The organism is Arcicella rosea (genome assembly GCF_014204325.1).
Lineage (GTDB): Bacteria > Bacteroidota > Bacteroidia > Cytophagales > Spirosomataceae > Arcicella > Arcicella rosea_A.
This window is the reverse complement of the sequence record NZ_JACHKT010000010.1, coordinates 1-16469: the sequence shown is the minus strand read 5'-3', so window position 1 is coordinate 16469 and position 16469 is coordinate 1. Positions and strand designations below refer to the sequence as shown.

Annotated in this window: 11 protein-coding genes; 2 read left to right on the top strand and 9 right to left on the bottom strand. The window is 34.3% G+C overall.

Going from position 1 to position 16469, the window contains the following annotated elements; translation table 11 throughout:
• Window positions 1-31: 31 nt before the first annotated feature.
• The gene (gene gltB / locus HNP25_RS08500; protein ID WP_184133294.1) at window positions 32-4603 is read right to left on the bottom strand and encodes a glutamate synthase large subunit; all 4572 of its coding nucleotides are present in this window, start codon (window positions 4601-4603) and stop codon (window positions 32-34) included.
• A gap of 879 nt (window positions 4604-5482) precedes the next feature.
• On the opposite strand from gltB, the gene HNP25_RS08495 reads away from it, so the two are divergent.
• The gene (locus HNP25_RS08495; RefSeq protein WP_184133291.1) at window positions 5483-7705 is read left to right on the top strand and encodes a T9SS type B sorting domain-containing protein; all 2223 of its coding nucleotides are present in this window, start codon (window positions 5483-5485) and stop codon (window positions 7703-7705) included.
• A 1-nt stretch (window position 7706) separates the two neighbouring features.
• Here HNP25_RS08495 and HNP25_RS08490 read toward each other — a convergent pair whose 3' ends face one another.
• From HNP25_RS08490 to HNP25_RS08455, 8 genes are all read right to left on the bottom strand, one after another.
• A complete protein-coding gene (locus HNP25_RS08490; protein ID WP_184133288.1) occupies window positions 7707-8633 on the bottom strand; it encodes a ribonuclease Z in 927 nt (308 codons plus the stop codon).
• 104 nt (window positions 8634-8737) lie between these two features.
• Window positions 8738-9163 (bottom strand): anti-anti-sigma factor, encoded by a 426-nt coding sequence (locus tag HNP25_RS08485; protein WP_184133285.1) that lies wholly within the window; start codon window positions 9161-9163, stop codon window positions 8738-8740.
• Between the two features lie 27 nt (window positions 9164-9190).
• Window positions 9191-10132: a phosphoribosylaminoimidazolesuccinocarboxamide synthase gene (locus HNP25_RS08480; protein WP_184133282.1), complete on the bottom strand. Its 942-nt coding sequence runs from the start codon at window positions 10130-10132 to the stop codon at window positions 9191-9193.
• Window positions 10133-10214: 82 nt separating this feature from the next.
• Entirely contained in the window at window positions 10215-11396 is a 1182-nt protein-coding gene (locus tag HNP25_RS08475) for an acetyl-CoA C-acyltransferase (RefSeq protein WP_184133280.1), read from the bottom strand.
• 11 nt (window positions 11397-11407) lie between these two features.
• Window positions 11408-12097: a tetratricopeptide repeat protein gene (locus tag HNP25_RS08470; RefSeq protein WP_184133277.1), complete on the bottom strand. Its 690-nt coding sequence runs from the start codon at window positions 12095-12097 to the stop codon at window positions 11408-11410.
• A 101-nt stretch (window positions 12098-12198) separates the two neighbouring features.
• Window positions 12199-13158, bottom strand: coding sequence for a vWA domain-containing protein (locus HNP25_RS08465; protein ID WP_184133274.1), 960 nt, complete (start codon window positions 13156-13158; stop codon window positions 12199-12201).
• 26 nt (window positions 13159-13184) lie between these two features.
• A complete protein-coding gene (locus tag HNP25_RS08460) occupies window positions 13185-13952 on the bottom strand; it encodes a CDP-alcohol phosphatidyltransferase family protein (RefSeq protein ID WP_184133271.1) in 768 nt (255 codons plus the stop codon).
• 170 nt (window positions 13953-14122) lie between these two features.
• Window positions 14123-14782, bottom strand: coding sequence for a hypothetical protein (locus HNP25_RS08455; protein ID WP_184133269.1), 660 nt, complete (start codon window positions 14780-14782; stop codon window positions 14123-14125).
• A 180-nt stretch (window positions 14783-14962) separates the two neighbouring features.
• Here HNP25_RS08455 and HNP25_RS08450 point away from each other — a divergent pair, with 180 nt between their 5' ends.
• Entirely contained in the window at window positions 14963-15880 is a 918-nt protein-coding gene (locus HNP25_RS08450; protein ID WP_184133266.1) for an RluA family pseudouridine synthase, read from the top strand.
• The last annotated feature ends 589 nt before the right edge of the window (window positions 15881-16469 follow it).

Sequence of the window (16469 nt, the reverse complement as noted above, 5' to 3'; positions counted from 1 at the left end):
AATTGACTCATCTTCAAGTTTTCAAATGATATTAATGTGCAATTTCTACTTGAATATCTTTGTAAACAACATCCTTGTTCTCTAAAACCTCTGCTACGCTAATGTTACGTGAAGCAAGGGCTTTTTTGAAATCTTGAGGCATTACCTTTAAAAACTGTGGTAAAACAGTAGCCCAATTATCAAGAACAGCTTTGGCAGTGTCCGAATCTGTATATTGTAAATGTTGTTCTACATACATTTTTAATATATTTTGATCTTCAACCGTCAACTCTTCAATGGCAACCATTTCTCCGTTCAATTTAGGAGCAAAGTCACCTTTTTTGTCCCAGATATAAGCCACACCACCCGACATACCCGCACCGAAGTTTCTACCAGTTTCACCTAAGATGACAACTAAACCACCTGTCATATATTCACAACCGTGGTCGCCAATACCTTCTACGACAACTTTCGCACCAGAGTTTCTTACACAGAAACGTTCGCCTGCCATACCTCTCAAATATGCTTCGCCTGATGTTGCACCGTAGAAGGATACGTTACCAACTACCGCATTTTCAGATGGATTGAATGTTGCTTTTTTACTTGGATATACAATTAGTTTAGCACCACAAAGTCCTTTTCCAATATAATCGTTAGAGTCACCTTCTAATTCAAATGTGATACCATTTACTGAGAACGCACCGAAAGATTGACCAGCAGTTCCTTTGAATTTCACATGAATAGTATCATTTGGCAAACCTTTTGCACCATATTTCTTCGTGATTTCGTTCGATAACATTGTTCCGATAGTACGATTCACGTTAATTACTTCTAATTCACCTGTTACTTTTTCTCCGCTTTCAAGGGCTGGTTTTGCAATTTCTAACAATTTCCAGTCAATTTGGTCTTGTAAACCATGATCTTGATCTTCTTGTTTGTATAAAGCCACATCCAATGCCATTGGTTGTTTATACAAGATTGGAGATAAATCTAAATGTTTCAATTTCCAGTTGCTAAGAGCTTCTTTCATCTCTAATCTATCAGCCTGACCAACCATTTCGTTAACTGTTCTGAAACCTAATTCAGCCATGATTTCACGCAATTCAGTTGCCAAGAAAGTAAATAGATTCACAACATGTTCTGGTTGACCAGTATATAAAGCTCTTAAACGTGGGTCTTGTGTTGCTACACCAACTGGACAAGTATTCACATGACATTTACGCATCATGATACAACCAGCCGTAACAAGAGCCGCCGTTGCTACACCAAACTCTTCAGCACCCAATAAAGCCGCTACTGCTAAGTCTTTACCAGTTCTGATTTGTCCATCTGTTTGAACAGTAACACGACCACGCAATTTGTTTCTTACTAAAGTTTGATGTGCTTCTGCCAAACCAAGTTCCCAAGGCAAACCAGCGTGACGGATTGATGAAAGTGGAGAAGCTCCAGTACCACCATCATGTCCAGCAATTAAAATATGGTCAGCATGTGCTTTCGCAACACCCGCAGCAATAGTTCCTACGCCTGCTTCAGAAACTAATTTTACTGAAATTCTAGCTGCACGATTGGCATTTTTCAAATCGAAAATTAATTGAGCTAAGTCTTCGATAGAATAAATGTCGTGGTGAGGAGGAGGAGAAATTAGACCAACTCCTGGCGTAGAGTGACGAGTTTTTCCAATCCAGTCATCTACTTTGTGTCCTGGTAATTGTCCACCTTCACCTGGTTTTGCACCCTGAGCCATTTTGATTTGTAACTCAGTAGCATTTGTCAAGTAATGAGCTGTTACTCCAAAACGTCCAGACGCTACTTGTTTAATTGCAGAGTTCATAGAATCTCCGTTAGCAAGTGGAGTAAAACGGATTGGGTCTTCACCACCTTCTCCAGAATTTGACTTACCGCCAATTCTGTTCATCGCAATGGCTAAAGTAGTATGTGCTTCGTAAGAAATTGAACCGAATGACATCGCACCAGTGGCAAAACGTTTGAAAATATTTTCAATTGGTTCAACTTCACTAATATCAATTGATTTACCTTTTTTGAATTTAAGCAAACCACGTAGCGTCATTGCTTTTTCAGATTGGTCGTCAATCAATTTAGAATATTTTTTATATTGCTGATAGCTGTTATTCTTAGTTGATTGTTGTAAAAGGTGAATTGTTTCTGGATTGAACAAATGGGCTTCACCACGTTGTTTCCATTGATAAATTCCTCCAACTTCCAACTTAGGATTAACCACTGGCAATTCAGGGTAACCATTTCTATGCTTAATTAACGCTTCTTTAGCGATTCCTTCTAAATCAATACCACCAATTCTTGAAATAGCACGAGAGAAATAAGTATCTACTACTTCTTTACCTAAACCAACAATTTCAAAAATTTGGGCACCTTGATATGATTGAAGTGTTGAAATTCCCATTTTAGAGAATATCTTCAACAATTCACCATTAACGGCTTTGATGTAATTTGCTTGAAGTTTTTCATAAGGATAATCTACTTGTAGAATACCTTTTTCCTTCATGCCATATATTGTTTCAAAAGCCATGTAAGGGTTTACTGCAGATGCTCCGAAGCCAATTAATGTAGCAAAATGATGTGTTTCCCAAACATCTCCTGCTTCAACAATTAAACCAGTTTGAGCTCTTTTCCCTTGACGTATTAAGTGATGATGTACTGCACTTACAGCCAATAAAGATGGAATTGGAGCATGGGATGAATCTACACCACGGTCAGTTAATAAAATGATAGCATATCCATCATCTACAGCATCTTCAGCATATTGACAAATTCTATCTAAAGCTCTTTTTAATTGACCTTTCTCACCCGTAGCACGGAAAGTAGTATGAATAGATTTCGTTTGGAAGTTTTTATGGTCTATCCAACGAATTTTTTCAATTTCACTATTTGTTAAAACTGGTTGACGAATTTCAATCTGACGACAATGCTCAGGAGATTCTTTCAACAAGTTTTTCAAACCACCAATGTCAGATAAAAGCGACATTACAGTACGCTCACGGATTGAGTCAATCGGTGGGTTTGTTACTTGAGCAAATAATTGTTTGAAGTAATACGATAAATGTTGTGCTTGGTCAGAAAGAATAGCCAAAGGAGTATCAACACCCATTGAACCTAGTGCTTCTTTACCAGTTTCAACCATTTGAGAAAGAATTACTCTTAAATCTTCTGTTGTGAAACCAAATACTTGTTGACGTAACAATAACTCACGTTCAAATGGAGTACGGTATTCAGCACCAGCCGCTGGTAAATCTTCAACTTTAATTTTATTTGTTTTCAACCATTCTCCATAAGGATTTTGTTGACAAATTTTTTCTTTTAATTCTTCATCAGGAATAATACGACCAGCTTCCATGTCCACAACGAACATTTTACCAGGTTGTAAACGTCCTTTTGACACAATTTTGGCTGGGTCAATATCTAAAACACCTGCTTCTGATGCCATGATTACGAAATCATCATCAGTAACCCAATAACGAGATGGACGTAAACCATTTCTATCTAAAGTTGCACCAATCATTTTTCCATCCGTGAATGAAATTGAAGCTGGACCATCCCAAGGCTCCATCATGGCAGCGTGATATTCATAGAAATCCTTTTTGTATTGCTCCATTTGCTCATTTCCGTCCCAAGCTTCAGGAATCAACATCATCATTACATGTGGAAGCGAACGCCCACTCATGTATAATAATTCGATAGCGTTATCCAAAATGGCAGAGTCTGACTGACCTAACTGACAAACAGGTAAAATCATGTCCATTTCTTCTTTCGTGAAGAATTCAGATTCAAACAAAGCAGACTGAGCCTGCATCCAAGCAGCATTACCTTTTACAGTATTAATCTCACCATTGTGACCAATAAAACGGAAAGGTTGTGCTAGTTTCCATTCTGGGAAAGTATTTGTAGAGAAACGAGAGTGTACAATTGCTAAAGCAGAAGTAAATTCTTCACGTTTTAAATCATCAAAATACCCAGGAACTTGCATCGTCGTTAACATCCCTTTGTAAATAATGGTATGAGCAGACAATGAAGCAAAGTAAAATTTATTATCTAAACCTTTGACTGTTTCATTGATAATACGGGCTGTATATTGACGGAAAACGTACAATTTTCTTTCAAACGCCATTTCATCTGTGATGCTGGCTGGACGTTTGATGAATAATTGTTCCATTTGTGGTTCTGTGTTTCCAGATTCTGCACCTAAAATTTCAGAATTATCACATGGAACTACACGATACCCCAAAATTTCTAAGCCTAGGCGTTTGGCCTTTCGGGTAATAATATCCTTACATTCTTCACGAATTGTTTTGTCTTTTGGAAAGAAAGTCATCCCTACTCCGTATTCCTGAGCAGCGGGTAAGTCAATACCCAAGTTGGTACATTCTTCCAAAAAGAATTCGTGAGGAATTTGTAATAAAATTCCTGCACCGTCACCTGAATTAGGGTCACAGCCGCACGCACCACGGTGATCCATACGAATGAGCATCTGAATTGCATCAGCAACTACTTTGTGAGACTTACGTCCTTTCATGTTCGCTACGAAGCCGATTCCACAAGCATCATGCTCGAATTCTTTACGATACAAACCTTTATTGTCGAAATTAGTCATGGTAATGGGTCTGTTTTTAAATTTACTAACAGAGAACTTAATATTATGTTAGTGGCAATTGTTTTACTATAATATTGGAAAATTGTCAGAGAAATACAGTATAAAATGTAAATAATAAAATTGAAGTAGCTTTTTTATTTTACTCAAACTTTATGAAAAATGAAGAATGTATTGCTGTCTGTTTTGTTATTACAAAGATATACAAGAAATTCTTTGGAAAAAATAGCGTTTTGCCGAAGAATCATCTGAATGATACAATTTCAAGAATTCGTAAAATTTTATCTTAGTTAGATGCAATTTTATAATATATTCCCCCAAAACATTATTTGCTGAATATGAATATTTTTTTTGCGAAAAACTACTTTTTTTTAACCTGTTTTTAATGATTTTGCAGTTTTATAATAATTGTCAATTAAAATTAATAGTAAAATATTGAAAATTTCAATTTTATTTAATTTATAAGTTTTTTATGAAAAAAATCTCATTTTTCTTCATTTAGCTGTAAAAAACGCCAAAAGCTATCGTTAATTAGCTTATTACTTGTATTTATGTGATGTTAAATACTTGTATATTAGCCCATTAAGTCTATAGTATAATGGCTATTTTGTTTGATAGTTAACTGTAAAGATATTCAAATTTTCAGACTACATTTATAACACATTTAACTCATTATAAACCTTTTACTTATTTGATGTTTTAAATACATTTCTGTCAATAAATTTCGTTTTAAGAACTGTTATGGAAATAAAATTTTGAAAGACCTCAGAATTTCAATTTTTGAGTAAAATTGAAAACAACCTTTATTACTTTTATTTTGTCAATAGACTAGTAAAGTAAGTATATGAATCAATAATTTGTAAAAACTCCTGTTTTAGCTGTATGAAAAAAACTTTACTCTCATTGTTATTATTGCTGTTTTCAATACTCCAAGCTAATGCTACGCATATTGTTGGGGGTGAGATTGAATTACAAGTAGTTAAAAACCTACCTAATGCTACTCATCGTTTAAGCCTTAATTTGTATTTTGATGATATTAATGGTAATGTTGGTGCAAAAGATCCCACAGTCTCTTTGGTGGTGTATAGAAAAAGGGATAACGCATATCAAGGTGTAGCCACTTTACCCATTATCAGTGATAGTTTGATAGGTTTTTCTAATCCGAATTGTGTTCAGAATAATTCAGTAAGAACTAGATTGATTCGCTACAGTGGTTATATATACTTACTTCCAGAGAACTTTAATGATCCAGATGGTTATTATTTTGTATGGGAACGCTGCTGTAGAAATAATACAATTACCAATATTCAGAGTCCAGAAGCAGCTGGGTCTGTATTTTATTTGGCATTTCCAGCCTTAATAAAAGATGGAAAAACATTCGAAAATTCTTCTCCATTATTTGGTAAACTCACTGGCGATTATATTTGTCGTGGTCGTCCATTTGTATTTGATTTTGGTGCAACTGATGCCGATAAAGATAGTTTGGTTTATAGTTTAGTTACTCCATTAAATGGCTTTTCTAACACACAAAACCCAAAACCAGATTTTCCAGTTGCCAGTAGTAATTATCCCCTTGTTCGCTGGCAAGCGGGTTATGGTGTGAATAATGTGATTCCAGGCCCACAACCATTAAGAGTAAATCCTAGAACTGGACAACTTTCTGTAACAACAGACCTTTTAGGTTTGTATGTTTTTTGTGTTTTAACCGAAGAATTTAGAAATGGAAAGAAAATAGGAGAGGTGAGAAGGGATTTTCAGTTGAAAGTAATTGATTGTCCTACCAATAATGCACCGCTAAGTTTTCTGAGAGAAAAAGGTAAAACAGACTTTTATGACATCAATCAAACCATAACAATTAAGGCTAACCAACAAAAATGTTTAAGTATTTTAGAGACAGATTTAGACCCTAATCAAGAGCTAAACTTAAAAATTATTCCCAATAATTTTTCAGGTTCTTATACACTTTCTCCTACTTCAATTCGTACAAATACTTATAAAGATACACTTAGAGCTGAATTATGCTTTGATGCCTGTACAGCTAGTTTTGATGGGAAACCATTGATATTTGATTTGATTGCTTGGGATAATGGCTGTCCGCAACCTTTGGTAAGTACTTTAAGAGTAAAGGTAATTGTTGAACCCGATTTGAATAATCGACCAAATATTTCAACTGATTTACAAAATAGAAAAGGAGAGGTTGTCATTAATCAGCAATTAAAATTTAATTTGTTCGGGAAAGATATAGACAATGATAATATTACAATCACAGCCAAAGGAAGAGGATTCAATCTTGCTGATATTGGAATGAATTTTGGCTCTGTAACAGGATTAGGAACTGTTAGTTCTCCTTTTACTTGGACTCCCAATTGTAATGCCGTTAGGAGTAATGATTATATCGTAGATTTTTTTATTGTTGATAACCGTTGTAACAGAAATCTGAAAGATAGTATTTCGGTAAATTTAAAGGCCTTGCCCATTCCTAGCCTCGCACCAAATGTACTGACTTCTTTGGCGAAAAATGAAATAGAAATTATCCTAGATGGCACGGATGCTCAGCCAATTAATTTTGATGTTACTGCACAAGACCCAGACGCAGACCCAATAAAATTATATGCTGTAGGAAAAGGTTTTGATTTGACTAAAGTAGGGGCAGTTTGGACTAATAAAAATGGTATTGCTAAAATCATCAATCCTTTTTCATGGAAAGTTGATTGTAGTTTACTTGAAGGAAAAGACCAAGCAAATTATGTAATTGATTTTATTACAGAAGATAATTCTTGTAATCCGAATCGATTTGATACTGTTTCGGTAAATGTTGTGCTAAAAAGTAAATTGGTAGGTTATGATAACTTTAAGCCTGTGAATGTTTTTACGCCTAATGGTGATGGAAAGAACGAGTACTTTTCACTAACAGATTTGCCAGAAAATAACTGTTTTGAAAAATTTGAGTTTATCCAAATTTTCGACCGTTGGGGTGGAATGGTTTATGAATCGAAAGATAGAAATTTTAGATGGACTGGCGGGGAGTATGCTTCTGCGGAATATTATTACTTATTAAAATTTACCAAACGGGAATTCAAAGGTTGGGTCAACCTCATTAGATGACTTAGGCTTTTATGTCACGAACCTTATGTATTTCGCCTTCGATGGCTAAATAAGAATTCATAAATACTTCACGAGCTTCGGCCAAATGTGTTTCTAGTTCCTTATATCTTGAAGAATAATGCCCAATAATAAGCTTGCCTACTTTTGCTTTCTTGGCAATTAAGGCAGCTTGTTTGGTGGTAGAATGATTGGTCTGCGTAGCTCTTGGTAATAATTCATCTAAAAAAGTTGCCTCATGATATAGCATATCAACATTTTTAACAATGTCAATAATTGATTCATTGAAAAGCGTATCCGAACAAAAAGCATAACTGGAACTTTTTAGAGAAGGAGTAGTATAGTCTTCGTTTTTATATTTCACTGAACCATCAAGATGAAAGATGTCCTCACCGTCTTTTAACATTTTGATTTCTTCAAAAGTCAAATCCGCAGGTTTTGTATTTTTTACGATTTTCCTTTTCTTCCTTTTTTCTCTGAACAAAAAGCCACAACATGGTACTCTGTGAATCAGTGGAATGGTCGTGATTGTAACATTGTCATTCTCAAAAAGAAGGTAACTTTTTTCTGTTTGAGTTTCAGTAAAATGTATTTTAAAGTTCAGTCGAGTATCAGAATATTTTAATTGAATTGTGATGATTTCTGCCAGTCCTTTTGGTGCGAAAATCCATAAATCTTCAATTCTTCGGTGCATATTTAAAGTAGATAAAAGCCCGATTAAACCAAAGAAATGATCACCGTGAAGATGTGTAATGAAAATATATTTGAGTTTTGTTGTTCTGATTTTATAGTGAAGTAATTGGTTTTGTGTACCTTCTCCACAATCTATCAGATAGCCTTCTTGCTCAATCTGTAGGTGATGAGCCGTTGGGTTTCTCGTTAAAACGGGTGTGGCAGAACCCGTACCTAGGATAGTTAGTTGAAAACTCAAGATTGTTTATGGATTGTAAAGTTGTTAAATCAATATTAGTTTAACAACTCAAAATATTGATTTGTTATAAAAGAGGTCAGTTTTTAGACTGACCTCTTCTTTTATTAATAATCTTCCTCAGCACCACCTTCGCCGTATTCGCCGTGGTCGTATTCATCGTCTTCGTCTGATTGGAAATCGTTTTCCAATTCATTCAAATAAACAGCATCAATTGCTTCTTGAACAGTTGGCATTACTGTTAAATCTTCAATTTTTGCAGCATCTAACTGGTCAATAATTTCTTGATTTTTTGTAACGATAATCAATAATCCTAATTCATTCAAGCAAATTTTATTGGCTTTACGAATGATAGAAATACCATGTCCATCTAATTCAGTAATACTATCAAATCCAATGATAATATTACCATAGCCTTCTCTGAAAAGCTGTCGAACCACTTTTTCTAAATCAGCGTAATTTTCCTGCGTTAAGGCAGTTTCTTTAAGTTCAATAAGAGCGTACTGCTCGTTTTTTTCTACCTTAAATTCCATAAATTGTTGTAATTTCTTGTTTACTTCCTACAAAGACTTTAAATAACTGTTTACGTTTTCTTCGACTCTGGTTAAAATGTCTTCGGAATTATTTTTTACAAATTTTTTGCCTGTTACTTGTTCAAAAAGCTCGATGTAACGTTCAGAAACTTGATTAACCCATTCGTCAGTCATTTCAGGAATAACTTGTCCGTCTTTACCTTGAAAACCATTTGCAATTAACCATTCACGTACAAATTCTTTTGAAAGTTGTTTTTGTGATTCGTTATTGTTTTGGCGTTCTTGGTATCCATCAGCATAAAAATAGCGAGAAGAATCTGGCGTATGGATTTCATCGATTAAAGTGATTTGTCCGTCTTTATTCCCAAATTCATATTTAGTATCTACTAAAATCAAGCCTTGTTCAGCAGCCATTTCAGTACCTTTTGCAAAAAGTGCTAATGTATATTGTTCAAGTTGGATGTATTCTGCTTCAGAAACTAATCCATTTGCTAGAATTTCTTCTCTTGAAATATCTTCATCGTGTCCTTCATGAGCTTTGGTAGTTGGCGTAATAATTGGCGTAGGTAATTTGTCATTTTCCTTCAAACCTTCTGGTAAAGTTACTCCGCACAAAGTACGCAAGCCTGATTTGTAAGTACGCCAAGCATGACCAGCCAAATAGCCTCTAACAACCATTTCTACAGGATATGTTTCGCATTTCAAACCAACACTTACATTTGGGTCTGGCGTTGCAACAAGCCAGTTTGGAACTACTTCTCTGGTGGCATTCAGAAAATGTTCCGCAATTTGATTTAAAACTTGTCCTTTAAATGGAATTGCTCTAGGTAAAACTACATCAAATGCTGAAATTCTGTCAGAGGCAACCATCACCAAAAGATTATCAAAAGAATATACATCACGTACTTTTCCTTTGTAAAAATTTGTTTGATTCGGAAAATTAAAATTTGTGTTTTTAATTACGTTCATTATGTTTTTTTGCGATTTTAATCCGCTTATTTATGCTATTTTCTGAAATAATTTCTGCAAAATTACCATCAACTTTCAGAGATTACATCCTTTCAATGACAATAGCAGATGCTCCTCCGCCACCGTTGCAAATACCAGCGGCTCCGTATCTTGCTCCTTTTTGTTTTAAGATGTAAATCAAAGAAGTTACAATTCTAGCACCAGATGCACCCAGTGGATGTCCTAAAGCTACTGCACCGCCATGTACATTTACTTTTTTGTGCGGAATATCCAAGATTTTCTCAAAAGCCAAAGGTACAACAGCAAAAGCTTCGTTTACTTCATAATAATCAATTTCTTCTTTGATTAAATTTGCCATTTTGATGGCTTTTGGTAAAGCTACAGTTGGCGTAGTTGTAAAGAATTCAGGTTCTTGTTCGGCATCTGCCATACCAATAATTTTGGCGATTGGTAATAACCCCAATTTATCAGCTTTCTTTTTCGACATCAATACTAAAGCCGAAGCACCATCACTTAGGTTGGATGAACTTGCAGCAGTAACAGTTCCTCTTTTTTCAAATGCTGGTTTTAAATCTGGAATTTTCTCAAATTTTACTTTTTTGAATTCCTCATCTTCAGTAACAAGAATACTTCCTTGTTTTGTTTTTACTTCAACAGGAACAATTTCGCCAGCAAAAGAACCACTCTCAGCTGCAGCAGCTGCACGTTTGTAAGAATCAATGGTGTAATTGTCTTGTGCTTCACGGCTAATTCCATATTTACGAGCGGTTCTATCGGCAAAAAATCCCATTGAACAGTTTTCATAAACATCAGTCAAACCATCTTTTTCTAGTCCGTCGATAAAACTTGATGAGCCAAATTTATAACCGAATCTTGCGTTTGGAACATAGAATGGTGCATTCGACATACTTTCCATTCCACCAGCTACTACAATATCCGAAATACCAAGCATGATACTTTGTGCAGCCAACATAATTGATTTTGTACCCGAAGCACATACTTTATTGATGGTTGTACATCTAGCCTGTACTGAAAGACCAGCACCTAAAGCTGCTTGGCGAGCAGGAGCTTGCCCCAAGTTGGCAGAGACAACATTGCCCATTATTACTTCTTCTACACTTTCAGGCTTGATTTTTGCCTTTTCAACAGCCGCTTTGATAGCGATACTTCCTAATTGAGTAGCCGATAGGCTAGATAATACTCCTCCGAAACTTCCAATTGGCGTTCTAACGGCCGAAATGATATAAACTTCCTGTGTATTCATAAATGCGGTTCTTACCAGTTTTGCTTTGTTATTGTTTTATTAGGGTTTTTGGTAGCTTTTTGACGTTGCTGTATATATTGGATTTCACTATTTTTCATGGCATCCAATATGGTTTTTGCTTTGTCCACTGTTAAGCCATAGTTTTTCAATGTTCTAAGTAACTCTTGTTGGTTTTCATTTTTTGCTACTTCAGCATTTTCCTGAGGAGGAGGTTTAGGAGGCGTTTTTTGACTGCTGGGCGGCGGCGGTTTAGGTGGCTCTTGCTTAGGTTTGAATTTCCTTTTCAATAATTCATAGTTAAACCTAGCGATATTATTTTCGGGCATCATCACTAAAGCTTGCTTGAAAAGTGTCAATGCTTTAGCAGTGTCTTGCTGATTACAAAATATTAAACCCAATTGAACTAAAGTAGTTGATGTTAGTTTGGCTTCTTTTAGTCCACTTAATCGAGCATATATTTGGCGGGCAGCAAGCGTATCTTTGGCCTCAAAAAGAGCGTGTGCATAATTTAAAGATACTTCTGGAGGTGTAAAAATAGATTGTTTTGATAAAATAAGATACTGGTTTGCCGCTTCACGATAATTACCTTTCCTAAATGCAATTGTTGCCTCAATTTTGGCTCTATTTCTATTGTTTACTTTTGAAAAAGAGCCGTTATCAAGTATCCAAAGAAAAATGTATAAGACGAATTGATTTAACAAAGTTGAATAATATTTAGTGATTTTTAAAATTTGACAAATTAAAATTAATCAATAATATCATTTTTTTCGTTATTTAATTTTCAAAACGTGCTATTCCAACACTATAATTGAAAGGTTCGCACCGTGAAGAAAACATCAATTCCGAGCAAAAATAATGCAATGATTAGAAAATAAAAATATTTATTTACAGCAACATTGATTTGTTGGTTACTTGAAATTGTACTTGTGATTAGATTTATTTCGGTAATTAGCTCTGTTAAACTATTCGATATATTGCTAATTTCTAGGTATTTACCTTTAGCTTCGTTTGTGATTTTTTTCAATAAACTGTTATCTAATTTGGTGATAACAATATTTCCATCACTGTCTTTTTTAAAGGTATTTTCTTCTTTAATGGCTGAACCTTCACTCGTTCCAATGCCTACTGAGAAGAAATTAATACGATTTTGCTTGATTTGCCCTATGATATTTCTGTCATATTCATCCGAAAATTCACCATCACTTATTAATACGATTACTTTTGATTTATTTTTTGATTTAGATTTTTGGAAACGATTATACGCTAATTCAAGTGCAGGATTTATCTGTGAACCTCCGCCAGTTAACAAATTTGTATTAATTTTCGGGACAAACAAGCTGATGGCATTTCTATCAAAAGTAAGTGGTGATAGTAAAATCGCTTCATCTGAAAAGACAATAATGCCAATTCTATCATTCGGAAATTGATTGATTACTCTATTAATCTCAAATTTCGCTTTTTCAATTCTGCTGGGCTGAATATCTGTAGCATCCATTGATTTTGAAACATCTACCAGAAAAAATATTTCTCTACTTACTGCTTTTGTTGCTTCATTCAATTCACCAAATGATGGATTTAACAATGCTAACAACATTAAGCCAAAATAGATGGTTCTTAAAAAGAATTTCAAAATACTTGAGCGTGCTGTGGTTTTTAGCCTTCTTGCTATCCAAAAAACTCGTCCTAAATAAATTAAGTACAAAATAAAAAATATAGCGATAAACCAATATTCAGTTTTACCTAACTCTGAGGTTAAATTCATCTTTTGAGGAAATAAAGGTATTACATTTACTTCACTAGTAATTTTCTGATTAAAATCACAAATAAACCGAAAATACTGTACCAAGCAAAGAAAGGCAGTATCATTTCAGTTAACCCTAAGCAAAGTAAACTACAAATGATGAGTAACTGAAAGCCCAAACCCAAGAAAGAGAGTAAACTCATAAACCATTTTGGGTATTGCTTTACAAAAAGAGCAGGCTTGTCTAAAACTAATACCAGTGCATCGAAGACGACATATAAACACAAAAATGTGGCATGTAAAACATTGGCTATTTTCTGATTTTCGTAATGATAGCTGATTGGCTTTCTAAATTCAAGAATACGACTTGTCTCATCATTGTTCAAGCGTCTCCTCAAAATTACATAATAATAGTTATAAATAGAACATTGGAATTCAATCCCGAAAAAGGCAAGTAAAAAAGTAAGCTTTGATGAACTTTCGATGCTGAGAATACTCCAGAGAATCAGCAGGTTAATGATAAAATCAAAAATAGAATCTAAATATCTACCAATAATCGAAGGATGTTTCGTGATTCTAGCGATTTCGCCATCCACGGCATCCAAAATGTTTTTGAGCATTAAAAACAAAGCAGCCAATACAAAATGATGTGTTTGAATACAATAAACACAAGCGATACCAGCCAAAAAGAAAGTAAAAGTTACTTGGATAGCATTGACGTTCAACCTTGATAAATGAAGGGCAAGAAAACTAGCAATAGGTCGTCCGTAATCAGAGAAATCAATAAATTTATCGTTAATAGAAAGTTTTGGCATTATGGAGTTGAAAATGTTGAATAGATAATTTAATAAGCAGGTAGAAATTAATCGTCTTTGTATAACTCCTTTTCATACTCTTTGTTATCAAATTATTGTATTAAATAAGAAATGCCTCTATTTTCGAGCAAATAGAGGCATTTTACAACGATTTATTTTAAATACTCATGCTATAATTTTTCATAATAAGCCAACACATTTGCAACATCACTCCATTCTTTGATTTTGATATTTTCTTTTTTGAAATACTCTTCCAATTGGCTTGACTTATCACTCAAAATAGCAAGAATAGCCTTTTTGTCTTTTTTGACTTTTACCATCGTGCCATCAGTTTTATAAACATAATAATAAGTATTGTATAAAAATTTCTTGATTTTTGTTGCCGAATTATAAGGCTTTTCCTCATACATCACCGCATTTTTGAAACACAATAATTTTAATTTGCCATCATATAAAACTTCGTAAAAACTATTATTACTTTGTCCGTCGATACTAGAAAAGCCTTTTCTAAACGTTGCGTTGATGAGCGTAAACTCATCAAAAAGATTAGTTAACACAAAAGCTTGGTCGTTTCTTTGAAATTCGAGTTCGCCCGATGCCATATTATATCTTAAAGCATTATAATTAATGATGCCACCATTTTTCAACTTAATACTTCCAACTGTCCACTGTTCGGGTAAATATGGGTTTCCTTCTACTTCTACATAATTATTTGAAAGAATAGGCTTTCCGTTAACGTCTTGAAGTATTGTCCCAGCGTTGCTCATTCCTTGAGCATAACCAGTCATTACTTTGATAGATAGTAAGAGGATAAAAAATATTTTTTTCATATTGTTGTTGATTTTTTCATTGAACGAATAAACATAGTAAAATATTCAATTGGATACAAGTTCTAACATTGGCTTTCAAACTGTGCTTGGATGAGATTATTGAAAATAAACTTCTATTTTTTGTACCTTTGCAAAACCAAATGAGATTAACTTTTGGAAAACAGTAAACAGTGTTGAAAGATGAAAGAAACGGATAGAAGAGTTAGTGAACGAAATCCAAAAGATACAAAAAAAGCAGAAGTGTATTTTGAAGTAAGCGAACCTGCTGAATTAATGACTTTTTTATTGGATAAAATGCCACATAAAAGCCGTCATAATATAAAGTCGTATTTAAGAGACAAACAAGTATTGGTTGACAACAAAGCTGAAACCCAGTATAATTATAAGTTGAGAGTAGGGCAGAGCGTGAATATTAAAAGCTCTAAAGCTCCAGAAATTCAGAAGTACAAAGGACTGACGATTATTTATGAAGACCAATATTTAATCATTATTGAAAAACAAGAAGGCTTCCTTTCTATCGCTACCGAAAAACAAAAACTGTACAATGCTTACAGTACTTTGAGTGACCACGTAAAGAAACAAGACCCCGCCAACAGAATTTTTGTGGTACATCGCCTCGACCGTGAAACTTCGGGTTTGATGATGTTTGCCAAAAGCGAAAGAATACAAAAACTTTTGCAGGAATCTTGGAATGAAACCATTCAACAACGTACATATTTGGCAGTGGTGGAAGGAAATGTCGAATATCCACTTGGAACGGTTCGTTCTTATTTAGTAGAAAGTAAGGCTTTAACAGTGTATTCTACTTCAAATCCAGCTTTAGGAAAAGAAGCCATTACGCATTACGATACCATTAATGCGACGGAATTTAATACTTTGCTAAAAGTGAATTTGGAGACAGGACGCAAAAACCAAATCAGAGTACACATGAAAGACATTGGTCATCCGATTGTGGGCGATGAAAAGTACGGTGCTAAAACCGACCCAATTGGTCGTTTAGGGTTACATGCTTGGGTACTTTCTTTTGTTCATCCAATTACAGATGAAGAAATGTACTTTGAAACAATAGTTCCTAAAAAGTTTTTGAGTCTGTTTTAACCCTTGACTGTTATCGGTTATCAGAAAACCATTAACTATTCAGTATAAAATTTGAACATAATCCTTTTCTCATTCAGAGAAAGGGATTTTTTTTGTGAAATAAATAATCCTCTTCTTTTTTTATTTCAAGTATTACTTTATGTTTGTGAAAAGCTAATTATGGTTGTGCACCAGCGATATAACACCGAAAAAACCACTCCTTAGCTTCCTGATTTGTAATCCTCTTTATTAACATTAATTAGATTTTATAAAAACCATTAATCACAATTGATGTCATCAGAGACTTATTTTATGATTCCTGAGAGATATTTTGTGTCATCGAAGAGATGTAAAGTGATTCCTGAGAAATGTTTTATCTCATCGAAGAGATAAAAAGTGATTCCCGAGAGATATTTTATGTCATCAAAGAGATGTAAAGTGATTCCTGAGAGATATTTTGTGTCATCGAAGAGATGTATAGTGATTCCTGAGAGATATTTTGTGTCATCAATTGAGAGTCTGTTCATCAAACTGTGTCAGTTTAAATTTAAGTTTATTTTTTTATTTTTACAGTCACAATTTATTTATGGAGACTCCTGACAATTTTGAT

Coding starts and splice junctions, on each gene's coding strand:
- gltB (WP_184133294.1), bottom strand. CDS start 4,603: ATGACTAATTTCGACAATAAAGGTTTGTATCGTAAAGAATTCGAGCAT.
- HNP25_RS08495 (WP_184133291.1), top strand. CDS start 5,483: ATGAAAAAAACTTTACTCTCATTGTTATTATTGCTGTTTTCAATACTC.
- HNP25_RS08485 (WP_184133285.1), bottom strand. CDS start 9,163: ATGGAATTTAAGGTAGAAAAAAACGAGCAGTACGCTCTTATTGAACTT.
- HNP25_RS08480 (WP_184133282.1), bottom strand. CDS start 10,132: ATGAACGTAATTAAAAACACAAATTTTAATTTTCCGAATCAAACAAAT.
- HNP25_RS08475 (WP_184133280.1), bottom strand. CDS start 11,396: ATGAATACACAGGAAGTTTATATCATTTCGGCCGTTAGAACGCCAATT.
- HNP25_RS08465 (WP_184133274.1), bottom strand. CDS start 13,158: ATGAATTTAACCTCAGAGTTAGGTAAAACTGAATATTGGTTTATCGCT.
- HNP25_RS08460 (WP_184133271.1), bottom strand. CDS start 13,952: ATGCCAAAACTTTCTATTAACGATAAATTTATTGATTTCTCTGATTAC.
- HNP25_RS08455 (WP_184133269.1), bottom strand. CDS start 14,782: ATGAAAAAAATATTTTTTATCCTCTTACTATCTATCAAAGTAATGACT.
- HNP25_RS08450 (WP_184133266.1), top strand. CDS start 14,963: ATGAAAGAAACGGATAGAAGAGTTAGTGAACGAAATCCAAAAGATACA.